Annotated in this window: 25 protein-coding genes and 4 pseudogenes; 10 read left to right on the top strand and 19 right to left on the bottom strand. The window is 55.6% G+C overall.

The genetic code is table 11. The annotated features are described in order from the left end of the window. Positions 1 to 393: 393 nt before the first annotated feature. The 9 genes and pseudogenes from BUA94_RS22090 (at position 394) to BUA94_RS22130 (ending at position 6,602) form a co-directional block, all read left to right on the top strand. Positions 394 to 1,128 (top strand): Crp/Fnr family transcriptional regulator, encoded by a 735-nt coding sequence (locus tag BUA94_RS22090; RefSeq protein WP_235860674.1) that lies wholly within the window; start codon positions 394 to 396, stop codon positions 1,126 to 1,128. 507 nt (positions 1,129 to 1,635) lie between these two features. Next, positions 1,636 to 1,896: pseudogene (locus BUA94_RS23860) on the top strand (DUF992 domain-containing protein). 69 nt (positions 1,897 to 1,965) lie between these two features. Continuing rightward, the gene (locus BUA94_RS22100; RefSeq protein WP_328586311.1) at positions 1,966 to 2,952 is read left to right on the top strand and encodes a transglutaminase-like domain-containing protein; all 987 of its coding nucleotides are present in this window, start codon (positions 1,966 to 1,968) and stop codon (positions 2,950 to 2,952) included. A gap of 99 nt (positions 2,953 to 3,051) precedes the next feature. Continuing rightward, positions 3,052 to 3,393 (top strand): hypothetical protein, encoded by a 342-nt coding sequence (locus BUA94_RS22105; protein ID WP_208980202.1) that lies wholly within the window; start codon positions 3,052 to 3,054, stop codon positions 3,391 to 3,393. Then, positions 3,390 to 3,743 (top strand): hypothetical protein, encoded by a 354-nt coding sequence (locus BUA94_RS22110; protein ID WP_073015552.1) that lies wholly within the window; start codon positions 3,390 to 3,392, stop codon positions 3,741 to 3,743. Before BUA94_RS22105 ends, BUA94_RS22110 begins: the two co-directional genes overlap by 4 nt. Before the next feature lie 32 nt (positions 3,744 to 3,775). After that, positions 3,776 to 3,967, top strand: coding sequence for a hypothetical protein (locus tag BUA94_RS22115; RefSeq protein ID WP_073015553.1), 192 nt, complete (start codon positions 3,776 to 3,778; stop codon positions 3,965 to 3,967). A gap of 33 nt (positions 3,968 to 4,000) precedes the next feature. Then, positions 4,001 to 5,179: an FtsH protease activity modulator HflK gene (gene hflK, locus BUA94_RS22120; protein WP_208980203.1), complete on the top strand. Its 1,179-nt coding sequence runs from the start codon at positions 4,001 to 4,003 to the stop codon at positions 5,177 to 5,179. Continuing rightward, on the top strand, positions 5,176 to 6,210 hold the full coding sequence (gene hflC / locus BUA94_RS22125; protein WP_073015554.1) for a protease modulator HflC: 1,035 nt from the start codon (positions 5,176 to 5,178) through the stop codon (positions 6,208 to 6,210). Before hflK ends, hflC begins: the two co-directional genes overlap by 4 nt. After that, positions 6,207 to 6,602 (top strand): hypothetical protein, encoded by a 396-nt coding sequence (locus tag BUA94_RS22130; RefSeq protein WP_073015555.1) that lies wholly within the window; start codon positions 6,207 to 6,209, stop codon positions 6,600 to 6,602. The genes hflC and BUA94_RS22130 overlap by 4 nt, the downstream gene beginning before the upstream one ends. An 82-nt stretch (positions 6,603 to 6,684) precedes the next feature. Here the strand turns inward: BUA94_RS22130 and BUA94_RS22135 are convergent, their stop codons facing one another. From BUA94_RS22135 to BUA94_RS22155, 6 genes are all read right to left on the bottom strand, one after another. Next, entirely contained in the window at positions 6,685 to 6,903 is a 219-nt protein-coding gene (locus tag BUA94_RS22135; RefSeq protein WP_139251254.1) for a hypothetical protein, read from the bottom strand. Between the two features lie 29 nt (positions 6,904 to 6,932). Then, positions 6,933 to 7,292, bottom strand: coding sequence for a hypothetical protein (locus tag BUA94_RS23735; protein WP_208980204.1), 360 nt, complete (start codon positions 7,290 to 7,292; stop codon positions 6,933 to 6,935). A 712-nt stretch (positions 7,293 to 8,004) separates the two neighbouring features. Next, on the bottom strand, positions 8,005 to 8,211 hold the full coding sequence (locus BUA94_RS22140; RefSeq protein WP_139251255.1) for a hypothetical protein: 207 nt from the start codon (positions 8,209 to 8,211) through the stop codon (positions 8,005 to 8,007). A gap of 116 nt (positions 8,212 to 8,327) precedes the next feature. Further along, positions 8,328 to 8,849, bottom strand: a complete 522-nt coding sequence (locus tag BUA94_RS22145) for a hypothetical protein (RefSeq protein WP_073015558.1) — start codon at positions 8,847 to 8,849, stop codon at positions 8,328 to 8,330. A 308-nt stretch (positions 8,850 to 9,157) separates the two neighbouring features. Further along, a complete protein-coding gene (locus tag BUA94_RS22150; protein WP_084082196.1) occupies positions 9,158 to 11,242 on the bottom strand; it encodes a ParB/RepB/Spo0J family partition protein in 2,085 nt (694 codons plus the stop codon). Beyond that, entirely contained in the window at positions 11,151 to 12,014 is an 864-nt protein-coding gene (locus BUA94_RS22155) for a DUF932 domain-containing protein (RefSeq protein WP_073015560.1), read from the bottom strand. The genes BUA94_RS22150 and BUA94_RS22155 overlap by 92 nt, the downstream gene beginning before the upstream one ends. Positions 12,015 to 12,395: 381 nt before the next feature. On the opposite strand from BUA94_RS22155, the gene BUA94_RS23455 reads away from it, so the two are divergent. Next, positions 12,396 to 12,893 carry a hypothetical protein gene (locus BUA94_RS23455; RefSeq protein ID WP_139251256.1) on the top strand — a complete coding sequence of 166 codons (498 nt, stop codon included), beginning with the start codon at positions 12,396 to 12,398 and terminating at the stop codon, positions 12,891 to 12,893. Here the strand turns inward: BUA94_RS23455 and BUA94_RS23865 are convergent. From BUA94_RS23865 to repA, 13 genes and pseudogenes are all read right to left on the bottom strand, one after another. After that, entirely contained in the window at positions 12,855 to 13,232 is a 378-nt protein-coding gene (locus tag BUA94_RS23865; RefSeq protein WP_235860675.1) for a hypothetical protein, read from the bottom strand. The two genes, BUA94_RS23455 and BUA94_RS23865, sit on opposite strands and share 39 nt — an antisense overlap. A gap of 563 nt (positions 13,233 to 13,795) precedes the next feature. Continuing rightward, a complete protein-coding gene (locus BUA94_RS22165; protein ID WP_073015561.1) occupies positions 13,796 to 14,032 on the bottom strand; it encodes a hypothetical protein in 237 nt (78 codons plus the stop codon). A gap of 12 nt (positions 14,033 to 14,044) precedes the next feature. Beyond that, on the bottom strand, positions 14,045 to 14,890 hold the full coding sequence (locus BUA94_RS22170) for a methyltransferase (protein WP_073015562.1): 846 nt from the start codon (positions 14,888 to 14,890) through the stop codon (positions 14,045 to 14,047). A gap of 3 nt (positions 14,891 to 14,893) precedes the next feature. Beyond that, complete coding sequence (locus BUA94_RS22175; protein WP_073015563.1) at positions 14,894 to 15,349, bottom strand: DUF3846 domain-containing protein; 456 nt, start codon at positions 15,347 to 15,349, stop codon at positions 14,894 to 14,896. Positions 15,350 to 16,145: 796 nt separating this feature from the next. Beyond that, positions 16,146 to 17,540 carry a Fic family protein gene (locus BUA94_RS22185; protein ID WP_073015565.1) on the bottom strand — a complete coding sequence of 465 codons (1,395 nt, stop codon included), beginning with the start codon at positions 17,538 to 17,540 and terminating at the stop codon, positions 16,146 to 16,148. 213 nt (positions 17,541 to 17,753) lie between these two features. Further along, positions 17,754 to 18,113 (bottom strand): annotated as a pseudogene (locus BUA94_RS23215) (IS21 family transposase); the annotation flags it as partial. A gap of 157 nt (positions 18,114 to 18,270) precedes the next feature. Then, positions 18,271 to 19,500, bottom strand: coding sequence for a type II toxin-antitoxin system HipA family toxin (locus BUA94_RS22200; protein ID WP_073015568.1), 1,230 nt, complete (start codon positions 19,498 to 19,500; stop codon positions 18,271 to 18,273). Further along, positions 19,493 to 20,083 carry a helix-turn-helix domain-containing protein gene (locus BUA94_RS22205; RefSeq protein ID WP_073015569.1) on the bottom strand — a complete coding sequence of 197 codons (591 nt, stop codon included), beginning with the start codon at positions 20,081 to 20,083 and terminating at the stop codon, positions 19,493 to 19,495. The genes BUA94_RS22200 and BUA94_RS22205 overlap by 8 nt, the downstream gene beginning before the upstream one ends. 396 nt (positions 20,084 to 20,479) lie before the next feature. After that, a pseudogene (locus BUA94_RS22210) lies at positions 20,480 to 20,891 on the bottom strand (PIN domain-containing protein). After that, positions 20,888 to 21,133 (bottom strand): annotated as a pseudogene (locus BUA94_RS22215) (plasmid stabilization protein). The pseudogenes BUA94_RS22210 and BUA94_RS22215 overlap by 4 nt, the downstream one beginning before the upstream one ends. 67 nt (positions 21,134 to 21,200) lie before the next feature. Next, complete coding sequence (gene repC, locus BUA94_RS22220) at positions 21,201 to 22,472, bottom strand: plasmid replication protein RepC (protein ID WP_073015570.1); 1,272 nt, start codon at positions 22,470 to 22,472, stop codon at positions 21,201 to 21,203. Between the two features lie 371 nt (positions 22,473 to 22,843). Continuing rightward, positions 22,844 to 23,854, bottom strand: coding sequence for a plasmid partitioning protein RepB (gene repB, locus BUA94_RS22225; protein ID WP_073015611.1), 1,011 nt, complete (start codon positions 23,852 to 23,854; stop codon positions 22,844 to 22,846). A gap of 2 nt (positions 23,855 to 23,856) precedes the next feature. Further along, a complete protein-coding gene (repA, locus tag BUA94_RS22230; RefSeq protein WP_073015571.1) occupies positions 23,857 to 25,095 on the bottom strand; it encodes a plasmid partitioning protein RepA in 1,239 nt (412 codons plus the stop codon). Positions 25,096 to 25,730: the final 635 nt, after the last annotated feature.

Here is a 25,730-nt window from a genome sequence, read left to right on the forward strand (position 1 = left end):
AGGTCAGGGCCTTCGAACCGAGTTTCCGCCAGCGATAATCCGATTGATTAGCACGGCGACACCGCGGTGCATTTCCATGTCTCCTTCTGGAGAAACGGCATTCTCATGTGACGCTGCAGCGTCGCGAAGCACACCTATGATCTCATGTTCGGGCAGAATAGCGTGGTCATTCATGGCAAGCAGGAGAGCCTCACAAATTGAGAGGGCTGCCATTCCTGAGTAGTCTTCTGGATTGGGCATCACTGGCGTTCCTTCGTGTGGGGACGAGGTCCCCATCGATTGCGAACCTGTTGATTATCATCAGCCTCGCAGAGATCGTGCTATGCTGCACTGATCGAAAGCAGTCCTTGCGCCGTGGATATGAGATATTTTTCACGGGCACTGGAGGCCTTTTTGAACACCGTCGACATCAGCCCACTTACGCGCAAACTCTCTACATTCGTTGCTCTGTCCGCGAATGAACTTGCCGTGCTCGAGCGTTTGTATCAGCGCCGCAGAACGTTCGTCGCAGGGCGAGACCTCGTGGAACAGGGGCAGTCGAAACAGGCAGCCTATATTTTGGCGTCAGGCTGGGTATGCTCCTACAAGATTCAACCTGACGGGACACGCCAGATCGTCGATTTTCAAATCCCCGGCGATTTTTTAGGGTTGCGCAGTGTTCTGCTTCGAACTTCAGACCATAGTTTCGAGCCGATCACGGAAATTCAGGCCGCGGAGGTACTGGCGAAGGATCTCCTGGAAGTGTTCGCGTCGACGCCTCGCTTGGCAACAGCCGTCCTTTGGGCAGCGTCGCGGGACGAAGCGATGGTCGTTGAGCATCTGGTGGGCATCGGACGGCGCACATCGATCGCACGAATGGCGCATTTCCTATTGGAGCTTGGCGCCAGGCTGGTGCTGGTCGGACTGGGAAGCCGGACCGGCTACGCTTGCCCGCTGACCCAATATCATCTGGCCGATGCTCTGGGACTGAGTGCTGTGCACGTTAATCGTGTCCTCAGGCAGCTGAGGGAAAGGGGCCTGGTTACGTTCCGGGACGGCTGGGTTACATTCGACGACCATGAACGTCTGAGTGAGCTTGCGGGGTTTGATCCGGCCTATCTTGATCAGACTGGTCCGCTTTTGAGATAGATCTCGAAACTGGCGATGAAACCGTCAGATCCACCTAAAACCATCAAGACCGGGGTGTTGATCTGCAACACTTCAAGGATGCCGCGACTTGATTGTCTAGAGCCGCATCTGAACGGAAAATCCCCACAAGCTAACCTCGATCAGCACGAGATCCTTTCGTCTTGAATAATGTCGCTTAGACCCTCGTGTCTTGGTCCCAAGCTGGCGAACTATTTTGGGAGCAGAGAACCCGAAGCGCCGGAAGAAGCAAACTGTTGAGGCAACGCGCTCCAACATGAAGGAAAACACCATGAGATCCATTCTCAAGCTCGCGGTGGCCGCGGTAACAGTAGTCTCAGTCGCGTCCCCGGCATTTGCCGAGGCAAATGGAACCAGGCTGGGTGTGTTGGAATGTAAAATTGAAGGCGGGACGGGGCTGCTTGTTGATTCAGGCAAGAACTCCAGTGAAGCTTTACTGGTCGGGGTGACAGCTCCGAAGCCTATTCCGGTTCGATCAGCAAGATCGGGTTGGATGTAGGCATAACCGGAAAATCCTACATCAAATGGGTCGTGTTCACGCCTGCCGGAAGTGAGATCCGTTAATTCGCTCTTTCTGGGTCCTATGCAGGTGTTTCGACTGAAGTGTCCTTGGGAATCGGCTTCGGTGCCAACGCTCTCATGGGAGGGCAACAAAAGAATATCGGATTGCCGCCCTTCAGCGTCGAAGGCCAATCGAGCTTGAATATTGCTCTTGGTATTTCAACGCTCAACCTCGAAGCCACGCAATAAGCTTCATAGCTGCGGTCACGCGGACCACGGTATGCAACAGCAGCCCAATCGAACAATTTCTACCGGGTGATGAGCCTGCTCTCTGGCAAAAGCAGCATTGTGGAGCTTCGCTTCTGCCTTTGCGAAAAACGAGTAGAAACGAAAACACGCTCGGGCCGCGATGGCTTCGATCAGGAGCTCACTACTATGAAACAAGAATGTCCCTCAGATGTTTGTTTGGCGAGCTCCAGGTCGGCCAGAAAAGGCGCTCTCCGGATCAGTTTGGGCTGCCGTCTGGAGTATGAATTTTCCAATGCCACACCTATTCTTGCGATGCTAAACGTCGATTGCATACGGTATTGCGACCTTGAGCTGCTGGATTATTTGACGACGTCTCCCTGTGTGCCGATCGAGAGCTATCGGGATGGTTTCGGGAATTGGTGTTCCAAGCTGAGAGCACCGCCTGGCACCTTCACACTGGCGACAAATGGCATCTTCTTAGATAGCGGCAAGAAGGACCCGGTTTTTCGAGCCGCCTATCAGCATGCCTTGGAGGACCTCCCATCGAATACCTTCGTGTTTCTATTGGGGAGCCGTTACTGCGACACCGACCTCCTGTCCGATAAAGCTTGGCGGCTGTTTGGAAATTCACGGACTGGCTGGGCCAGGGTACAGGCTATTTGTGACTACGTTCACCAGCATGTGACATTCCGCTATGAGCATGCGCGACCGACCCGGACGGCCTCCCAGACACTGGCTGAAGGGAGTGGAGATTGCCGGGACTTCACTCACCTGGCGATCAGTTTCTGCCGCTGCATGAACATTCCGGCTCGTTATTGCACGGGATACCTGAGTGATGTCGGCGAGCCGGAACCGCACGCCAAAGGAGATTTTGCAGCCTGGATGGAAGTCTTTCTGGCCAACCGATGGTGGGTCTTTGATCCGCGCAATAACCAGCGCCGTATCGCACGGTTCCTGATTGGCCGCGGACGGGATGCTGCCGATGTCCCGCTGACACGGACCTTTGGTGAAAATACTTTAAGAAACTTTGAAGTTTGGACCGAGATTTCTAATTGAGACTAACTTCGATCAGCACACACCCAGCTGGGCTTATCTAAAGTCTTTGAAACAGTCTCGCTTCCGTATGAATTCGTCGATCAAGACGATTCTGGGAGCTTGATTGAAGGGCATCCAACGGAAACTGGCGGGCATTGCCGTGAGTACCCGATCGACGAGGTCGATGGTGACGTTCTTGCATCCCTTCTCTTTGAGGGGCAATTGGAAGTCTTGCCCGCCGAAGACTACGAAATCTTTTTCGAAGAAGCACTTCTTCAGGGTGTGTATTTCCTCGGATACCGAAAGACGCCGTCGCATCAAATCGTTGCCGGCACGGGGAGGACCGAGATGCGGGAAATCTCCGGAAACGATCTCGAAGCCGCGCTCAGGCGAGACCGGGCCGCCGACGATGACAGACAAAACCGCAACGCGGCAATTACTCCGCAGGAGGATCTGAAATGAACACTCCCATTTGGCTGAAGCCTGTCATTCTTGGCGCCGTGATCGGTGCTGTGATCGCTACCACCGTTGGCTTTTCCTGGGGCGGCTGGGTAACAGGCGGAAATGCGACAAAGATGGCGAACAAGCTGTCGCACAACAACGTCATCGCGGCGCTGTTACCGGTCTGCATTGAAAAATCGCGGACCGACACCCTGCGGGCGGACAAGATGGCCTCAATTCGCGAGACCTCAGCCTATCAACGCAGAGATGCACTTATGGAGACCGGTTGGGCGACCCCTCCCGGCTCGGAAACTGCCGACCGGGATCTTGCAGAAGCTTGTCTGGCTGAACTCAAACTCGACAAATCCTGAAGCAGTTTCTCCGCAAGCCCGGAGCGACCTTGATGCAGAAACGGATCTTTCCGGCCGTTCCAGGTGGGGATATCGAAGCCGCAGATATACAAACGCCCGGGCCATTTGCACTTCAGGCGTTCTTCTATCGGAGACGGACGAAACACCAAACGGATCCGGCGGCAATTCAAGCCGCCGAAAACGAAGGCATGCCTGTGATGGATGAGCGCAAGAGCTTCACATAATCCGGGCCGGAAGCACGCGTGCCATGCCGGGACATGAAACACGCCGTGAGGCAGAGCCGGAAATCGCCCCTGGCCTTAGAACCTATTATCGAAAAACCAATCGGACCGTTCCGCTTGCAAAAGCGTCTCATGAAAGGCAACAGCATGAATTCCCAAAGCACTGGACCGGACAATTCCGGACCTTGGGGACAGGGGCCGAAAGATCGCTCAGCTGATATCGACGCCTTTCTGAGGCAGGGCCGCCGGCACCTCAGTGGCATTCTACCGGGTGGCTCTTCTCCGGGCCGCGGACTTCTGATCGCCGCCGCTCTTGGATTGGTCGCCTACGGCCTCTGGTCCTCCTATTACACCGTGCCCAGCGACTCCGTTGCGGTCATTCAGCGTTTCGGCAAGTTCGTCTCGGAAGTTCCACCGGGATTGCATTTCAAGTTTCCGATGGGGATCGACACCGCGACGATCGTCCCGGTAAAACGCCAGTTGAAGCAGGAATTCGGCTTCACCACACCAGGTGGCAACGATCCCTACCAGAGTCCGACTGACGGACGCAGAGAAACCGAAATGGTTACCGGCGACCTGAACGCCGCTCTTGTCGAATGGGTGGTTCAGTACCGCATCTCCGATCCGGTCAAGTTCTTGTTCGAAGTGCGCGAACCGGCCGCCACGCTCCGTTATGTCTCGGAATCCGTTATGCGCGAGGTCGTCGGCGACCGCACCGTAGACGAAGTGATCACGATCGGCCGGCAGGAGATCGAAAGCGAGGCGCTTTTGAAGATGCAGGAACTCGCCACGAAATACGCCATGGGCATCAGCATCGACCAAGTGCAGCTCAAGAACATCAACCCGCCCGAACCCGTCCAGGCTTCCTTCAATGAGGTCAACCAGGCGCAGCAGGAAAAGGAGCGTCTCATCAACGAGGCGCGCCGGGAATACAACAAGGTTATCCCTCTTGCCGAAGGTGAAAAGGATCAACGTATCCGCGAAGCGGACGGCTACCGGCTGAAGCGGATCAATGAGGCCGAGGGTGACGCGGCACGCTTCACCGCCCTGTTGACGGAATATCTCAAAGCAGCCGATGTGACACGCCGACGGATCTATATCGAGACCCTTCAGGATGTTTTGCCCGGCATCCAGTCGAAGATCATCGTCGATGGATCCACCAGCAGCATCTTGCCGCTTCTCAATCTCGATCGCAAAGAGGAAACCAGCCGATGAAGATCATATGGGGACTTCTGGCCGGAATCGCAGCCATCGCGCTGGTCACTACTTCCACTGCCGTTTACACGGTCGGTGAAATCGAACAGGCGATCATCACCCAGTTCGGCAAGCCCGTTGGAGAGCCCATCACCACGGCCGGGCTCAAGCTGAAACTTCCCTTCGTTCAGGAAGTCAACCGCATCGACAGTCGGGTGCTGGAATGGGATGGCAATCCTTCCGACATGCCCACGAAGGACAAGCTTTACATTTCCGTCGATCTGTTCGCCCGCTGGAAAATCACGGACCCGTTGCAGTATTTTCTTCGGCTACGCGACGAACGCAGCGCCCAGTCCAGGCTCGACGATATTCTCGGCAGCGAGACGCGAAACGCGGTGGCAAAGCACGAACTGATCGAGATTATCCGAACCACGAAAGGGCGTACGCCCTTGAGGGACACGCTCCTGACCGATGAGGAACTTGCGCAGGATATTGGCTCACTTGTTCCGATCCAGAAGGGCCGCGCGCTTGTGGAGCGGGAAATTTTTGAAGCAGCGGCCGAGAAAGTCCGCGTCTTCGGAATTGCGCTGCTCGACATCCGGTTCAAGCGCATCAATTACAACGAGAGTGTGCGGCCGAAGATCTACGACCGGATGGTCTCCGAGCGGCGACAAATCGCCGAACGTTTTTTGTCGGAAGGCAACGGGGAGGCTGCGCGCATCCGCGGCAACAGGGTGCGGGACCTGAACAAGATCCAATCCGAAGCCTATCGTGCCGTGGAGGAAATACGTGGTGTGGCAGATGCGTCCGCCGCCGAAATTTATGCGCAGGCTTACAACACGACGCCCCGGGCTGCGGAATTCTATGAATTCACGCGAACCATGCAGGCTTACAAGGACATGATATCCACTGGAACGACCCTTGTCCTGTCGACGGACAGTGATCTATTCAAGTTCCTAAAGGGGATGCAGGCTCAAGTCGGGAAACAGGACCGGCGCCAGCCGGATAGTGGCGGCGATTTGGTCAGTGACCTGACGAAGAGCAAGCAATGACCAGGTCGTTTTCGACCGATCCGGCCGAACTACCCGGCAGGAAACAGTCCGAACCTGCGCCCATTTCGGCGTCTTCTCCAGATCCGTTCAATTTCATGAACCGCGCGCTTGAAAATTGGGACGGCGAGGGAGGAGCACCTGCGCAGGATTCCATGCACAGTGAATATGGCAAGCGTGTCGAAGCTGACGGCTCCTGGACGATTTACCACGTCTTTACCGGCAGCCCGGCAACAATTGGCGGCAACCTGATGCAGGACATGAACGCGAAAGACGCGTTGGATCAAATGACAAAAACAAATGCCGGCAACTCCACACGTCGGGCGGCACACACAAAGATCTTGAAGGCGCGGTTCTTGGCTACCTGGTGGGTCCGACTGACCAAGTACTTCTAATTTGGCCTCTTCTCACTGCCAGAGTGATTATGCTTCCCGTTCGCCGTCCCGTCGTGGTGATGGCCGTTTTTTGAGATGCAGATTACGGCTTTGCTTCGAGATGAAATCTAATTGAGCCCTCTAGTTCTTCCGCAATAGCGAGCGAAGATTGAAGGACTTTCGTTTCGTTCGAAGCGTCAGATCCCTGTTCCATGATGGCGATAGGCAATTCAACCTTGCCTGCCGCAGTGTTCACACGAACATAATACAGAAGCTGGCCGCCGGGCCGCATTTCAACTTTCGTCAACTTGATTTCTGACATTGTCAGTCTCCTATGTAGACATTCACACACTATTGAAACTTGCCAGAGGCCGGGCTTTCTAACCTGCAACGTGCAAAGCCTGACCCGGGGTCAAATGTTTTCGTGATGAGAAGCGCGTTGTCTTGGGTTGTTTCGGAAATCGCCACGGGTTCGAGCCTGTCCCGGATGACCATACGTTTGTGCAACTCCAGATCATTGCGGGTCCGGTATTGCGGTACATCACCGGTGCGGGGCATCAACGCGGTAATGTGGAAGGACACGCCTCGACTTGAGGAAGCCATCGGGGAGGCACTACTCGTTCTAACAAATTGTCCGATGGCGAAACAGTGTTCTGATAGAGCTGACACCATTCGGTTGCGGCAAGTTTGTTGGTTATTTTCGTTGATCATGATCCTTCTCATTCGCGGTCTCGGTCTTTTACACTTTGGAAAGACTGTCATTTGACCGTTGTTCGTGATGCCGGGCTGTCGGGCCACAGAACCATGAACAACGAGAGAAATCGGGCCAAGCATTTGAGAAAAGCTTGAGAGTGTTGCATGAATCGCGTCGACGGAAACTGATGCATGTTGGTCAGAGCTGGAAAAGCCGAAATCTCTTTGTCATGGCCGCAGAGCTGGAGGGATAGGGCTGAACGTACCCTTCAGCGAGAAGGACTGGCACGGGGTCCAAAGTGTGTATTCGCTACTGCGTTGACGATTAACGATTCCGAAACCCCGTAGTACGGGCTGTCAGCGACAAATGATCATGTTTCGTTTGAGCCCCGCGTGCCGACAGAAACAGCTCTTGCTCTGCCCCGCCTGATCGGCGCTAGGCGAATGGCAAGTTTCGTCAGTCGACAGCCAAAACCAGACTGTGTCCTGTCGGGCCCCTTTTCGGTCATTCGTTCGGACCGCAGCGAAAGCCCGCTTCCCGCCCAACCTGTGCATTCGCTGCGCTTGCGATGAACGTCGGCTTTAGGGATGCCGACTCGGTTCGTCGAACAATCGAATTGGGGGCCCAAAGCTGCCGTTGATTTTCGCAAGACCGGCGACCGCTCAGGGCTCGCAGTCGACTTTGGTACGTTCAAGACTGGAGTATACCGGAACCCGCAGAAACGCTCACTTATTGCGGCTTTGAATAGACGCGCACACGCGACCGGAAGACCGCATCTGCACCGTAAATACGCTGGAACTCTTCATAGCCGTCCTTCAATTCGAGGAAAGCGTTTGCCCGCTCCTGTTCCAGACAGCGCATATAGACCTCCATCTCCTCCAGATAGTCCTGAAATTCCTGGCGGGCATATTCATAGAGCGGGTCGCGCTTGGCCAAACGATAATCAACCGGCCTTTCCGGCAGATAACACACGGAATCCTGCGCCCTAAGCGGCACGGGCCCAAGGCTGATACCAGCCAGAAAGACAAGGAGAGACAAACGGGAAAGCCGCATTATCGTTCAATAACGGTGCCGTCGCCAGTGTTCACATAGTACCGCGGCGACGTAAATGCTTCAGCCGAACCAGGCTCGACGGTGATCTGCGTCGTGAAATTTACAAAGGTCGCAGGTTCCTTGCCCTCGTAGATTGTCACCAATTCACCGCCCTGATGGTACGATCGCAAGTTCGAGTAGCAAAAGACCTCGTTGAGGTGATTATCATCATCCTGTTCATAGAAGAGCTTCTTCCCCGGTTCACAAAGATGGCCCTCTTTGCCGAGCAGAAAACGCGCATCCGCTTTCACAGCCTCAGAGGTACCGCCATCTTCATAAGTACAGGCTCCGAACGGGCTCTTGCCCTTTTTTAGACGGTTGAGCATGTAGGATTTCGCATCGCTGCACGTCGCTGGAAACCCGCCAGCGAGACACAGAATAACCTTGCAATCCATGTCATAGTCTTGGGCCTGCGCCTGCATGGAAAGAGAGGTGACGGCGATAAAAGCACCGGAACCAGCGAGCCAACAAAGTAACCTCATCAAATCGACCTTTCTGAGAATATGAACTGCCCAGCATCGCTGAACATATAAGTTGCATCATTGATGCAACACAATCTATTCGTTCAGAATTTTCAAGGGCGCGCGCTGGTTGGAATTTCCCCTCATAGTTGGAACATCCCCTTCCGGGCGGGAGGGGAGTTCCGAGGGGCGGGGCCGGAGGGGGCGCCCTTCGACCCGTTTTGCGGGCGCTCGATGCGCCGGGAAAACGGCAGGGGCTTTGCGAAATCGATGAGCGGGAGAAACGGAAGCCGGTCGCGGGAGGGAAGCCCGCGACCGGCGGCGGCTGATTATTCAGCCGCCTCGGGGAACCGATAGGCAGTGTCATCGTGCTGCGGCGTAGTGGGGCTGCCGCAACGGATCGGTTTGGGCAACCAATCCTTATCTTTGAGGGCGTTTTGAGCGAACGTTGCTCCCTCTGCTTTCTTCATATCGGCTATACTATCGGCAAAATCGCCGCCACAAGCCTCTGCTACCGCTGCTTGAATGCTGCTCCGTTGCAGGTGGGAGAAATAGTTCTCCGCTGTAGGCTTGAAATAGGCCCGCATGTCGATGCCCACGGCTGCGCCGATCTGATTGGCATGTTCCGCAGACTTGGGCCGCATGAACTTGCCCTCCACCGCATTGACGGAATGCGAAGCCGCCCATGCCATCAGGTTCAAAAGCTGATCGCGGGTCTGGTCGATGCACCAGTCCCAAAGATCGGCTGAATTGCCCGGAATTTGGCTTCCATACTGCTCGGACAGGTTTTCCAGTTCTTCAAGGGCAGCGCATTGGTCCGGCTCCTTCATCGAACCTGCCAGATCGGTGTGCGTGATCGACAGTTCCAAGGCGGACTGCTGGTGGACACCGTAGCCGGTATAGGCGAGGCGCAACAGGAGAGCATGAACCACGCTGGCAAGGGCCACGTCCGGGTTGTTCGCCAGCTCAAGACGCAGTGCTGCGGTCTTCTGGGCGGTCAGATTCTCCATCAAGGTGGCGGAGTGTTTGAGCACGGGTTTCCCCTGCCCTGCTGAACCTTCTTCGCAGCTTTCGCCGGTTTCCTCTGAGTCTGCGTCCTCAGCCTGACAATCTTCCGGCTTGACCAAGCCGCGCTCTATGCGCAGCAATCCATTGTGGTTCAGGCAGATAAGCACGCCAGCGGTCTCGATGTCCTCCAGTGCGTAGGTTTCCTGCTCTGCGATCAATTCTAGCGCGGAGATTTTCTCGCCAAGCTCGTTCAGCTCGGTTTCGGTTTCATCCGTTTCGTCACAAAGCTCCAACTCGTGATATCTCGCCTCAAGCGCTTCCAGTTCCTCGGCCTGTTCCACCGTCAGCTCCCCTTGCTCGGGATAGCGCCGGTCAAAATCCTGCAGGGCCTGCCAGTCGATTTCCGAAACCGTCTCAACCCACTTCCAGCCTTCGGCCCTGACCGCCTCGGCTTCTGCCTCCATCTTGTCGGCAACGAGTTTTTCGAGAAGAGCGGTATCGGTTGCGTATCCGCCTGAATGGTCATCGAACAGATCGCGTTTGACGGTGCCGCCTGCGGCCTCATAGGCGTCCAGTCCGCCAAGGAACCGCAACCGCTTGTCCGACGCTTTCACGTCCTCGCCTGCGAGGGCCTGTCTGATGCTGCTCGCATGACGGCCATAGGAGGGCAGTGCCTCCCAAACCCGTTTTTGCTCTTCGTAGTCGTCCGTGATGGTAAAGGCGGCAAGCTGATCAAGGTTCATGCCTTCTTGGCGGAAGATCTCCCGAAGCTCTGGCGCTACACGGCCAAGGGCAAGCCGCTTCCTGACGATGCTTTCCGTTGTCCCGAATTTCGCCGCGATATCCGCGACGGGTTGACCGGCGGCGGCCAAGCCGCGGAAGGCTTCGAATTGGTCAGCCGGGTTCATCGCCTCCCGCATGATGTTTTCGGTGAGGCTGAGTTCCTGCGCTTCTTCCTTGCTGATCACCTTCACCGGCACGGGATGATCGGCGGCAAGGGTGCCCTGCTCCGCCAACAGCAGCGCCGCACGGTAGCGCCGTCCACCCGCTGACACATAATAGCCATTGCCCTTGGCTTTACGGACCAAAAGGTTTTGCAGGATGCCTTGAGCGGCAAGGCTGCATGCCAGTTCTTCAATGCTTTTCTGGCTGTAGGTCTTGCGCACATTCAGCGGATCGATTTTCAGCTCGTTAAGCGGTACGAAGATGATTTCAGCAGTGTTGGTGGTCATTTGGATAACTCCGGTTGCCGTGATGGGCGTGAATTGGATGAAAAAGGGCACGGGAGCGGGGGGACCGCTCCCCGGTTCTGGCTCAGGCTGCGGCTCGCATGCCCTTGAGTTCGGCCATTTTCTCGGTGAGGACCCAAAGCGCTTTGTTGAGTTTGATGTCCTGATCGATGCCATTCACGGCGCGGGTGCGGCTCTGGCGGCGGCGTCCCTGTGTATCCCGTGACACTGTCCGGATGCCGCCCCGGATCATGTTTTCCTGCGCGACGTTGAATGTCGTCCAGAGGTCTTTACCGGTATCTCCACGGCGGCGCGGATCAAGAAGCTGTTCCGGCTTAACAGGTGTGTTTGTTTCACCTTCCGCATCTGCGAACCGCAGCACGTGAGCCGCTTCAGCAAAGGCATGGCGTTCGTCAGTGTTGAGTGCCAGCATCGACCAGTCAGCTGGAGCGATGAGAGCCTTTTCGGCTTCCTTCATCACCCGATAGGTCCCCTCAATCACCTTTGCGCCAACGTCTCCGCTGTGCCGCACCTTCACGCTGTCGAGAGTGGATGTCTGGGACACCAGCGAATTGAGGCAGCAGACGCGGAACAATCCAGCCATCAGGTCATAGGCGGATGTGCCGTCATTGGCGTTTTTCAGCAGGATTTCGCAAACGGTATCGCCGACGCTGTACTTGCGGTCATCGTCCAGACGGCGAAGCCTGATCAGATGCTTGGTGAAGTCGGATTTGGTTTCGTCGCGGGGGCGGGCCTGCTTTGCGCCAACCGGCATGAAACCCTCATCCATCAATCCCCGCAGGATGTCGATTGTCGGGATCGGCTGAAACCGGTCTGAGCGGCTTTCATGGGCTGACGTTGCGAAGATCGACGGGGCCAAGCGCCGCAATTCGTCTTCGGTGAGGGCGCGGCCATGATCAAACCGGGCGGTGTGCGCATAAACTGTCATTTTGTGTTTTCTCCATTTTCCCTTTTCCGCGAAGCGGGTTCTGCCCCGAAGGGCAGGAGCCCGGCTCCTGCTCCTGAGACCTCGGCGGTGAGAGCGAAGGGGAGAGGGACAAGGGCAAAATCAGGAGGGGTATCGCCCACCGGAACGGCTGGGCAGCGGGTTCGCGGCACGCGGATCCGCTGCCCAAGTCCTGCACAAGCAGAATGTGCCGGCGCAGTCGGCTCATGGAGTGCGGAAGGATGGGGAGACCTGATTTTGCCCTTGTGGGAGAGGGGAAGCCGCGCGGCCTCTCTCCTGCCCTACTGACAATGACCGCGGCAGCGGACCTATTGTTTGGATGACTGCGCAGCGATTGGCAGAACCATCATTTGGGGGTTTGCCGTGAACCGAAAGATTTTTTCAGGAAAATCCGGAGATGTGGGCGAATACTGGAACGCGCGCATCATCAAGCGCGAAAGAGAAGCTCCAGCCCTTGGAAACCCAAACGGCAAGCAAAGCGCGCAGGACGGCTGTCCGGAGGCAAGAGGGATCGTGACCGGCAGGTGGAGACAGCTGCTTGCTGCTGGCTCCGTGAGCGAAGCGAGTAGAGCCCAGCCCCCAAGGGGGATTGTTCAAATTGTCTGGTATTTTTTATTATCGGGTATTTCATTTGAGATGTGCTGCAACAAGTTGAGTGTTCATTTGTCACAGCGTGAAATTGTCGTCAAACTCAATCGGCATGACCGTGAAATAGCTGCAATCGGCAGAGCGATACAATTGCCTGGCTCCAGGATTGAGCCGGACAAACGTAACTTGAACCAAGGGAAACCCGCGTCCTCGAAAGGATGCGGGTTTGTTGTGTCAGCCGGTTTTGGCAGCTTTCGCATTGTCGTTGTCTGACTTCAGATCGACGTTGTAGCCGAAGCGGATGCTGACGAAGGGCGGCAGGCCGATTGTGACGCTGATACTGAACTGGCCATTGGAGCGTCCTTTCTTCAGGAGCTTACCGAAGTAGGCAAAGACGTCGCGGCTGGTACGTTTCAGGTAAGAGAAGATCTTTTTCATGCTGGTCTCCGTTTTGTTGATTTCGAATGGTGCGAAGCCGATAGACGCGGCGTCCGGCGCCGGTCCGCACCGCCAGCGGCCGCAACGCAGTGGAGGACCCGAAGGGTTGCGGATTGGCGTCAGCCGCGTAAATTCACGAAGCAAACCATCGAAATTTTCAACAAACGAGACCATGGGAAGTCTTCTCCCTGGGACGGACCCGCCTCGGTGATCGCAGCCCGGCAAGCTCCTGAAGAAAGGACGGGCCGCGAAGAATGCCGCCTAAACTGCCGCCCTTCGTCAGCATCCGCGCACAGCTTTCCGTGCCGGTCCACAGACAAGCCCAGGCTGCCCAAACAGGCTGACACGTCAAACCGCCTGCCGGGCGGTTTCATGTTTGGGAAGGGAGTATTGAGGGGCGTGGCCGGAGGGGCCGCCCCTTGATCTGTTTTTCGGGCGTTCGATGCGCCGGGAAAACGGCAGGGGCTTTGCGATCCTGGAGAAATGGCCTATATTGAGAACCGGAGTGACGCGGCAGGTTTCCCCGCCGCGCCTTTTCCTAGATCGTGAATTGGACCCGGATAGTGACACGCCAGTGCTTCCGGGTCTTCTTCATTTCTAGGGTAACGCTTATTGGCAAAAGCCACATCGTCGTTACCTCCGTTAGAGCGGCAAGGCTGTTGCCACAGCCGGGCGAGCCGATCTTGCCCGGTCGCGCCGCTGGCCCGGCGCTGCTGCTTTAGCCACTCAAAACTGAATCAGTCGACCTCTTTGTAGAACCGCAAAACTCTCGGGTTCGTTAACTGGTCCCGTGTCGCCGCAAACCTGTAACCGTCCCAATCCGGCCAGGACTCCCAACCGCTCGGCGTTGCTCTGCCATACCAGACCCGAACGATAACGCGATTGTCTCCCCATTCGTCGACGATGGAAACCGTATGCGTTCCGCCAAGCCCAGAAGCGATGTCATAGACATTGACCTTTCGGAACTGTGACATTGTCCCCTCCCCTCACAGCAAGACAAGCTGTTCGGCGGGGCGATACGGCAGGACCGGAACCGGCAGGGCGTTTAGGCGCTCTTGCACCCGTCCGTGACGGGCGCGATCCTGGTCAAACTCGTAGCAGGCGATCTCGCAAATGATCGAGGTATCCTTCCAGTCGTCCTTGTACATCGAGGTATCGACGCCCGCACCTTCATGCATGCGGTATCCTGTCAGTCTCTCAAATTCAGCCGCTGGCCCGGCTTCCACGCGCTTAAAGTACTGGGCGCCGGAGTAGCGGAAAGCTGCGGAAGTTTGCGGTACAATGAACGCGCCACGGTCAGCGAGCTGGGCCGCGATGTCGATGACATGAAACTCAAACTGGCGACCACGATAGCGCGGTCCATTGCCGGTGCGCCTCACGGCACCGAACGGCGGGTTGGACACGGCTACGTCAAAGTGTTGTCCACCAAGCTCCCTTTGCCAGTCCCGCCAGTCAAAGACATCGGCGCAAATCCACCGGGCCTCAGGCAACAACTTCCTGCCAACCTCAACATATCGGGGATTGACTTCAACGCATGTCAGTTCCGGGCAATTGTCAGCCCACTTCGCGCGGTGGTGAAGGAAGTAGGACAGGATTCCGATCCCTGCGCATAGGTCAATCACGCGGCCGCCAGCGCCCCCGGCATCGATGGAGAAGTCTGCTGCCAGTCCCCAGGGCGTGAAGAACGCCCCGGCTGCCCCGTTGATGTGGTTCGCTCCTTCGTGCCAGTTCTGGAACACGAAGTCTTTTTCGTCTTCGCTCAGACGATCCTTCCTCAGGATCGCCTCAGCCTCCGTGTGAGCCTTGCGCTGCGCTTTGGTGAGTTTCGCCATGACTCAAAACTCCCCGTCAACAACGATGACCGGCGCACATTTTTCTATCCGGATCGTGAAACCCGACAGGCTGAACCCGATCAGGTCTGGGTCTTCCAGAGTGATCATTTCCGGATCCATGACCGGGCGATTGACTGTAAGCATCGCCGCGATCTCCTCGACGTTCATGCGAGGCTCGGCAATTTCGCCGTTCTCGTCCCTGCCGACAATCACGAGATTACCGGCAAGCGGATTAGGGAAACCCTTGAGATAAACGATGGTGTGCAGACCGTCTGTAAGGCCGTTGTCATCCAAAAAAATATCGTGATGGTCATCGATGCGGACAATATCGAACAGGCTGCACCTGATGCGCTGTTTTATTTCCTCAAGATAGGTTTCTCTGTTCAGCGAGATATCTGCGATTGCCCCACTAAAGCTGTCATAGAAAAACGCGGTGACGTAGGCGGACGTGTTGGTCATGGTGTTCCCTCCCCTCAACCTGCAATCACAAGGCACAGGCCGAACAGGCCAGAGAGGAACGAGCTCAGGCTGATTACCTCGGCAATGAATTTGACGACTGTCATTTTGTGGGTTCTCCTTTTCCCTTTTCCGCGAAGCGGGTTCTGCCCCGAAGGGCAGGAGCCCAGCTCCTGCTCCTGAGACCTCGGCGGTGAGAGCGAAGGGGAGAGGGACAAGGGCAAAATTAGGAGGGGTATCGCCCACCGGAACGGCTGGGCAGCGGGTTCGCGGCACGCGGATCCGCTGCCCAAGTCCTGCACAAGCAGAATGTGCCGGCGCAGCCGGTTTATGAAGTGCGGAAGGATGGGGAGACCTGATTTTGCCCTTGTGGGAGAGGGGATGCCGCGCGGCCCCTCTCCTGCCCTGCTGGCAATGACCGTGGCAGCGGACCATATTAAGGGAAAGCAGAGCGCGCAGGACGGAAGTCCGGAGGCAAGAGGGATCGTTACCGGCAGGCGGAGACAGCTGCTTGCGGCAGGCTCCGTGAGCGAAGCGAAGAGAGCCCGGACCCGATAAGGGGATTGCCAAATCTAAAAAGCTCCGGGCTTCTTAGAAGTAATGCGGCAATGCAACGATTGCATGGGGTAGTATGACCAAACCCCAGATTGGGCGATGTCACCTTAACTTGAATTCGGATGCCAGGAAGGCTTCTACCTTGAGGATTAACCTCAGGAAATGACTCCGGCCGCAACTCACCACCTTGCCATCGTCTAATTCACCTGCATTCGGAGCTGGAACTAGAGTGGGCGGTTATTAGTCACTTCGATCCCCACACGTCTTGCCACGCCCTAAATTCCGATGGACTCACTTGATAGCGGGCGAAGTTACCTTCGTGCATTCCGATGAGCTCGTCCTCCACGATCTCAATAAACCTGCCTCTATCTTCTGGTTTGACTCGACTGCTCGCCCAGGCTGAGACCTCGGTTCCAACCTGCCTGCGCCCCACTTTCGCACGGATCAGCATGGCAACAATCTCGCGGAACTCGGCACGATATTTCAGCCGGAACGGATCGGGTTCACCGAGGGACTGCCGGACTGCCGCATACTTTGCAGCTGAGCGTTCATAGGCCCAGAAGAAAACGTCTCTAAGCAACGATACGTCGTTGAGTTCATAGACGCCAAGAATTGCATCTGTGTAGGCCCGCTGAGAAACATCAGTGAACGACAGTGGTGCGAGGTTGCTTCGGATCAACGGGATATTTGCGGCTAGGCGCGAGACCCGTTTGTTCACGTCGTCAAACGGTTGCAAATATGGCAGCTGGACCATAACGAAAAACGCCTGTTCGAATGGATCCTCTATTGCAGCCGCCTTTTGCAGCAGCTGATTAAAAGAAGTCTCGATCAGCTGAGGGACTTCGAGGGGATGAAAAACCGACTGATCAATACCAACAGCAATATAACGCAGACGACCGGATGCCGAGGGGTCTGCCAGCAGGTTATTTGATAGCAGGGCGTGAAGGTTCAGAAGTGTATATCTGTTGAAGTCGATCTCATCTGCGGTGCCAACCAAAAACTCGATCGCATCCTTATGGTTAAGGATCATCTGTGCTTCAATGTGGTTTCGGCCAGTCGCTTCTTCGCCAAATTCGATCAGGCGCCTCGTATCGAGCAAGGAATAGGTGTTGCCTTCGAGGCGGCTGGAGTTCCAGGCGAGGTCGATCAGCAACCGATTGAGAATGAGCTTCGCATAAGTGCCTGCCGGCTGGGGCGCGGTTTTGGACTCGCCAATTTCCTGGAGACGTTCGCGCTCTCCCTCTTCAAGATAGAATGTGGAATTTGGTTCGTACCTATCGAGGAAATCTACGTTATAGCCGACAGGCCTTCTGGCTCCAGTTGGCTGTACGATATAGGCACGAACTGCATACCCGTCCTTCGAAAGCCTGATCAAGCGGCCGTAGTCATCTTCTTGTTGTGTTGGCTCGCCAGCAGCGGGGTCTCCGGATGTCGAAAGGTGATACTTCGCCCATCGACCACTGCTGGTCATACGCAGTAGCCCTACTTCCACAAGCTGTTTTAGCCGATACTGAAGAGTACGGCGTGGGATAGCTTCGGAGAGGCTATTTGCAATATCTGATGCAGAAATGCCATCAGAATGTTCAGCAACGATATCCTGCAGCTTTTTCAGTGCATCTTCGGGTACTTTGTTCGCCATTGTCGAAATTCTTGCGCGTAGGGGTAGGCGCAATTATCGTTTTTTAGGCGCAACTTTCAAGCATATGCGCAAGCTTGGACGATAGGCGTAGGAATCATTGCGCGTAGGAGCCAGGAAGGCCAGCCTGTGAAAAGATAGATCAGGGGATACGTTGCCTATGACGTGATGACTGGCCTTGCCGAAATCGACCTCGGTGATTTGCAGCACGAGCGCCATCAATGCTACCCGCTCATCAGCCCAATCATCCGCGCTCGAACCGGACAAGGCTCCATGCGGCGTCTCCCGCCATAGGTCCTGGCAATACTGCTCCAGCCAGTCATTCAACGCCGCCAAATTTGGGAAGTCCGGCATCTGTTGCCATAGCTGCGGGCGGGCATCCTGGACGTTCGTTTCGACCCGCCCCTTCTCCCAGCCTGCTGCCTAATTGCAGAACTCAGAAGCAAAGACATAATGGTTCGTCATCGCCAGGAAGCGGATGTTGACCTGCCGTTCCTTGACGCGGCCAACGCGATCGACTGCCGTTTTCATATTGTCATAGATCACCCTCGCAGGCACGCCGCCGAAGACCCGGAAGCCGTGCATCTCAATGAACGTCAGCACTGGTTTCTTGAGCATATCGTTGACGGCGACCGATGCGGCGTCAGGAAACCAACGGCCATCCGATTTTAGATAGACTAACGCCTTGAATATGCAACAAGGCTTGATTAGTTGAATTCTGAGCGGCGAGGCACTACTTCGCGAACTCACGATACAGCTCGACCGTCGGTGCGTGCGTATCGACCGCGTCGGCGACCTTAGCTGCCATCGGCAGGTTCTTTTTCTCCGCCTCCCATACCGCCCTAAAACGTTCAACTGTCTCGCGTGCCGTGTCGATCACCAACTTTTCGGAAAGCTCCGCTTTCGCAGCCAGATGCTCCAGTTCGTCCTTCGACAGCGCCGCCATCTTTTTTGTGCGGGAGAAATTGAGCGCCGCCGTATCTTCCCCCTCGATGTACGGGATAGTCGACAACAGGTCATACGCTGGCGAGAGCGCAGGGGTACGACGATCAGGATAGATGAGCGACCAGTTCTTCAGATGCATGTCGCCATTGCCAATTAGCGTGCTGAAGATTAGACGCCGGATGAATTCCGCCACGTCGGCTGTGCTAGTTTCGATCCCCAGCACGCGGCCGATCATCCGGTAATTGCCCTTATCATATTTGTTGTCGGGAAAGACGCCGAAGACTTGCGCAAAATCCTCGATATGCACCGCTCCCTCCGGCGTGCGGTCAAAACGCTTGATCGCCAGAGCATGCCCGTGCAGTTCGCCCACCCCCTGCGGCAGGCCGCTCACGGCATCAAGATCAACCAGTTGGATCTCAGGCACGTCCATGCCCATCATGCGGGCGATGGTCATCATCGCGAACTCGTTCTCGGGAACGCCGCTATATTGCTGAGACGGCAGCTTCACGATCCACGAGCCCCCCGTGCCCTCGGCCGGAATGGTCAAGCCGCCACCCTTTCTTTCGTTCTTAAAGGCCGAGAATTTCAGCTGCACACCTGCCAGCGAAAAGCGCAGCGCGTTCGGCCGCGCTTCGACGATAGCCTGCTCGTCATCCGGAGGCACATCATCCCCTTCGGAGGGATGTACCGTCACAGCCCCAGGCAGGTCACGGCCGAGCATCCAGAGCAGGAAGAATTCCCGCGACGGCTTCACACCCGCACGATCAGCGAGGTATTTGCGCAACGGTCCTTCCGGCAATAGGTTCGAGAAAAAGGGTGGGACCACCATATTGTATGGCCTGAACTTCGTGATGAGCGTCCCGAACGGATCTTTCAAGGACAGGCTAAGCGTCGGCCGCTTTTCGTCTTCGATATAAGCATCGTTGAACGCGAAGATGGTGCGCCCGTCCTGCAGATTTGTAAGGGTCGCAACCGGCTCCCCATACAACCTGACATCGAGTACCGTGACCTTAGGCATTATCGTCTTCCTCATCTAGCGCATAGGCCGAGCGAATGACCGCGTCGTCACGGTCGCGGTGCACCGCGGCGTTGCGTAGGTGTCTTACGGCATGTGCGATCCTTTTCAGTTCCTGACGGGACGGAGGATCCGCCTGCCACCGGTCGAGGCGTGCAGTCGACTCTTTGAATGTGTCCATCTCCTCGGCAGACAGAGGAAGATGCCGTAAGACCGCGAGGCTATCTTTGAATGTATCTGCGTCGGAAGCACTACCGAACCCGCCCCTGTGCTGCGCAAACCACCGTTCAAGGTGCCCCACGAGTTTGCGCTGGTCGGATGTCAGAACATCGCTCGATGCCGATGTACTGTCGATGATATTGCGGATCGCCGGCATCAGTTTTTTCGGGGCAAGGACGATCTCAAGGTCGAGCGCGCGCGCCACATCCACCAGGCTGCCAAGTCCGGGCTCCATGGTGCCCCGTTCTATCTGAGAAATATGGCTTTGCGTCAGGCCCGACCGCGCGCTTAGCTCGCGTTGGCTCATTTTCTGCGCTTCGCGCGTAGCGCGCAGCTTCTGCGTTATATGCTCCGTTTTATACGTCATATCATTATCCTATATCGAAAGATACGAAACATATAGGATACTATATAGAGAATTCCACCGAGCGTCGCAATGAAGATATATGAAAAGGTATCAACACGATTATTTATATGGAATAATATATCATACTGCAGTCTTAGGACTCATAAATTACCCATCAGCTCCTATAGCACTCTCATCAGTGCGGGCAGCAGATCAACCTGCGCAAACCCTACAGGCAAAGTATCTGGACATTTATGTAGGCTTGCCCGACCGGTTTCCGCCGCGCATGTACGCCGAACTCCTCGAAAAACCGAAAGCCAACCGCCCCGACATCAATCAATCAGTGCATTGTAGCTTTCCTACTTCCCCCGAGTGCCCCATATCCGTATGGCCTGGCGCGATGCCTTATTCACTGTATCAGAACTCCCAGGGAGAAAAATTCGAGGCCTTTCGTCTGAAAGTCGTTCAGATTTTGCGTGGCCAACCGGCCACCGTTGATACGTGCGATTGCGGCAATCAATCCGTCCGGCGCTGACATGCCGCGTCCCTTTACGGGAGGCTCGCCGATGACGTCGCCATATGCCAGTGTCGCTGCTTCCGTCAGTCCAAAGATCCGATCAGCAAATCTGCGCCGCCAGTTCGAAAGCCCTTGTTCGAGACGATAGGCGCGCTGATCGGGACGGATTTCCTGTATGCCAAACGCTATCTCGGCGATAGCAACCGTCGACAACACCAATTCAGCAGCATGTCATACGAGCCACGCGATCACTCCCGGTTCAAGAGCCTTTTTCAGTGTTTCCGAGATCACATTAGTGTCCAGGAAAATCAAAACTCCGGCCCCAGATGGACCGTACAGTTCTCAAGATCACTTCCTCAAGATCGATATCGGTCCCAAAGTTTTCTGAAACTCGGGCGTAAAAGCCCGCAGCGGGTTCCTTGCCGACCTCCCTAACCTCGTATGCCTCAAGTGCTCGCTGGGATATCCGCGATCGAACGGCTATCCCAGCGAGCAAGGCGATGAGCCAAGTCTCGCGCCTTGGCACTGCGTACGGAAAGTTGAGGTTCTGCCATGAGGGATATCCTTTGTTCCCCAAATAGCGAATTGCCGTCAGCTGCCATCACTTTCGCCTGACTGAGGTTATTTCGCGGCCAACCCGAATAGAGACTTAGCCAGCGCCAGCTTTCCTTCCGCAGCCCGGTCGCAGCACGCCCGGAAATATCCACCTGGCGAACAGATTTTGTCTGGATCACGCAGGGCCTTCTCGGCAACCACTGCCAGAATTGCCGCAGCAGCTTGTTTTCCTAGCCTGCCACAAGCGTTTGCGTAGGCGGATTCACTGAGGCCAATGCCCACCCTCATGATTTCCGCCGCTGACATCAATTCTGGCCAGGTGCTGAGTGATAACTCAAAATCACTTTGCACGACCGTGCAGCCGCTTTCCAACAAAGATATGGAAACCGCATCCAGGGACGCTGTTCTCTGGAAATCCGCTCTACTTGAGCGGTTCTGCGGGCTCTTGGTGGCAGTTTGACCCGCTACCGGCTCCGCATGCTCCTTTTCAGGAGCTATTTCGGCGCCGTAGGCGACGTTAGTTAATAGATGAATTTCATCCGCGTGAGCGGATGTCCGATTATTAGTATAAGAGTCTGGTGAGTTTGTATTAAATAATTGGGTGACGTCTATGTCATGCTCGCATGTCATATTATTGTTTTCAGGTACTTTTTCGGCTGTCTGAGCCTCCGCAACTGCTTCAATCAAAAGATCGTACAAATCCAGCAAGGCTATCGCCTTTTCCTCGATATCCGAGCTGTTTGCTAAGATAGCATCCATATGTCCCAGAAAGCCTGCCAAGGACGGCTCTGAAGTGACGTCAAGGATATCGACGATTGCCCGGGAAACCCGAGTGACCGTGCGTTTCGCTTCCCGTCTGGCATTGAGTTCGGCCTGCCATTCATCCGCCAGCCGCTTGATTTCGTGGTAACGGATACGTGCCGGCGTAAAATCCAGGCCATAGGCGAAGGTAATGTCTCCGCGACCATTTCGGTGTACCCATCGGCGCCCTGTCGAACTATCCCTGTAGGCCAGCACCTGCGCTTCGACGAGTTGTTTGATCGCGCGGATAACCGTGCGCTCGCTTCGACCTACATAGGACGCCAGCTTTTCGTTGGAGATCGCTACGATCGGCCGAGCCGCCCCCTTCCAGTCCTCAGACTTCGACAGCCCTAGCAGAATATCGAGCACATGATAGGCCGTAGACGTGAGCCCAAGCGGTTGAGCAGCTCTCTTAAGAGCGATTGCGACTTCTGGCTTTCCGATGTCGGGGATGTCGTTGGACATCGCCAAACGTTGAGACGCAAGAATCCCTGGCGTCATCTTCCTGAAGGAAGAGACGTTCGAAACAGTAGGCATAACAACCTCCGTTCGCCGTAACCAAGCATGGCACGACGTCGATCAATTCGGGAGGTTCAACGATAGGAAATCGGCATAATCCTACTGTTCACACAAGATGGATCTTGCGCGTGATTCGGAATTCACCTAAAACAGAGAAGTGTTGAGGTTCCTGTTTGGGCTTTCCCTGCTGAACCGTGATTAAAGAGATCGATCGGTTGCCGCCGTTTCGGTCTCTTTTCATTTTGAACCTGTTTCTTCTTCGGTTCCTCCTTCTTCCTATTTCGGGACTTCACCTACCGGTTGTAGAGCAAATATGGGACCCGCGCTGATCGCTTTCCCCAACAAATTGCCGCACCGGTAAGAATGTTTTGGAGACTGCAAGGCGTCGTTTAGGTCTCCGAACTCTCCTCATCGTCTCGCTGCTGTTGAAAGCTCTGGTAAAGCTCCGGCAGCTTTTCACCGAGCCAATGGCTGAAGTCCGACTCCGATCGCGGGATGGAAATCGTCGTCGTCGACGCCGATGATTTCATCCTGGCGAACACCGTTCCATTTGAAGCTATTTCAACAACAGAGGGTTCAGAGGCCGCCGCTTTCTTATCCCGCCCCTTTGCTGCGCGCGCAGCCATTGAAACTCTCTCCTGAGCCGAAGCAACCTTGAAATCATCGCTTCCCAGGAGCTTCCGGACGCGCTTCTCTGCACCCGGATTTTCGAAGTGTTTCGCAAGGTCCAACCAGGCAGGTCGACCTACGTTTTTGGCACGGCCGATGGCACGGATAATGTCATGCGGGATGCTGTCGGCAATCTTCCGCATATTTGAAATAATGGTTTGAACCTGACCGAGCACCGGCTGCATTTCGCGTTGCTTGAGACCAGCCTGACGAAGCTGTTCAGCCCACAAAACCATTTCCGCAAAGGTTAGGTTTTCGCGTACGCCGTTTTCTAGGGATTGCTCCTTGATTAGCTCTGCATCGCTCAACTTGCGGACATAGGCTTTGACCTTGAATGTCTCGGGTTGCGTGGATTCACCCATCAGTGTCTGAATGGCCAACAAGCGCCGATGCCCGTAAGCCAGCTGGTAACGGTCTCTTTCGCTTGGATGTGGTCGCACAAGGACAGGGATCTTCTGGCCTTCGTCCTGAAGCGAGAGCTTCAACTCCTCGAGAGCTTCGCCAGCCTCCTCATCGGTCTCGAACCTGTCCGAGAAAGGGCTCGGATCGATTTTGGAAGGATCCAGCGAGACGATGCTATCCTCTCGCATATGTGACAGTGCGCGCCCCATTGAATTCACAACGGGAGCCGTCGTCGTCTTTTGGCTAGGCACCGGCGTCGGGACGTCGCTCTTTTCATCTGCTGCTGCAGCAGCGGCATCGGACATCATTTTGACGATTGATTTCTTCATCATCAAACCTCCCTGCCCCAGACCTTCTTGATCAGGTCTAGGATTTCCGCATTCACTCGGTCTGCACTTTCCAGCGCCCGCTTCAGGGTTTCGCGGCCGACTTCACCAGGTTCGATTTCGTAAAGGCTCTTCTTGGCGACACCGGCCGATGCAATCGCAGTGGACTCAATCGCTTCGGAGACAAGGACATCGGTGCCGAACAGATCCCGCATCGTGCCAGACATGATTTTCTGCGGACCGTCGTTGGGGTTGACGCGAGTCAGCAGGAACTTTGTGAAGTCATGTTCGAAGACAGCTCCGCCATCGGAAAGGGTATGCGTCACATCGGCAATCATCTTGAGGAATTGAGAACAGGATGAAACGTCGAGCATCGCCGGATGCACCGTAATGATAAGGCCAGTTGCGGCATAAAGCGCCGCCATCGTGGTGTAGCCAAGCGAAGGCGGCGTATCGAGAACCACGATGTCATAATAATCTTCGACTGACCGGATGACTGCGTCGAGACGCTGGAAAAAGAGCCCCAGTTCATCGGTCCGCCGCTCAGCCAAGGCCGTCGGCGTATCGTATTCGAAGTCCATGAGACGCAGGTTGCCGCAGGCAAGATGTATCCCCGGGAAGTAGGTCTCGCGGATAACCTCGGCAAACGGGATGCGATAATTGTCATAGCGCAGAGCGTCATAGGTGGTGTCCGTACGCTCGTCTTCCCCCTCCCCTGACCTCAGGTCACGGTCCGGCTGGATGCCAAACGTTGTCGTCATCGAGGCCTGGGGATCCAGGTCGACGCAAAGCACCCTATAGCCTTGCAAAGCGAGGTAATGAGCCAGATGGACGGAAGTTGTCGTCTTGGAGCTACCGCCCTTAAAATTCGCAGCTGCGATCACCTGGACCTTCTCGCCCGGCCGCCGATGGGGCACCAGACGCAAGGCATCGTCGGGGCGCAGGTCCGCAAGAAACCTCCGCAGCTCCCAGACCTGATCTACCGAATAGATCCTCCGGTTGTTGTCAGCCCGATGCGGCTGCGGTCCCCTCCCCTCCAGTGTCAGGGTTCGAAGTGTACTTTCGGGCACGCCAAGAAGACGCACGAGATCAGTCGTTGAAAACGTCCGGCCGAAAACCTTGCGCGCTTCCGGCGGATAGGTCATCTCGCGCATGGTCTGCAGACGGTCTGACAGCCTGTGCGTGAAATTCTCAATCTTCGCGGTCGTGTCGCGTCCGCCGGAAATTTGTTCGGTAACGGCCATTGATGCCCTCTGACGGTTTATGACCCGTTCCTACAGATCACTCCGTCATGGATGCCGGATTCCAACCAAACCTGCAAGGTATTTTAAGTTAACGAATTCCTAACGACATATCTCAACGGTGGGAAATTGCTCGGCAGCACAAAAACTCTTTGCCAGCAAACACTATTGGAAGACCTAACGAATTTACTTGCGTTCATGGCAAAAGTGGAATCTCTGAGTTCTTTCATAGAATTAGGGAAAACTCGCACCAACAGGAAAGAACCAGCCAGGAAACTTTGGAAACTCGAACCAAAATCATCCAGATCTGTTACCCGGACTGCAAGTTCTTTCAAGGAAACCGACGAACTCTCGGGATTCCCGAGCCATTGCCATCCTGCAGGTGAGAATCAGCGAATTTCATACTCGGCTATTTACCGAAACACATACGCTGATCATCCCGCACGAGCGACACGAAAGCGCCGCCAAGCCGGACGCCTGCGGATGCTCGGTCCGGACCATATAGATGCCGTTCGTTTTGAAATGGCGAATTACGTCCGATCAACATAGCTACTTGGCCTGTGGCTATTTCCGACACTGCCCAGGAGGTTCTTCGGTAAATTGCTGCCGCTCGTAAGATTCTACTGGGAATAGCGACG

The sequence above is a fragment of the Roseibium suaedae genome, from assembly GCF_900142725.1.
Lineage (GTDB): Bacteria > Pseudomonadota > Alphaproteobacteria > Rhizobiales > Stappiaceae > Roseibium > Roseibium suaedae.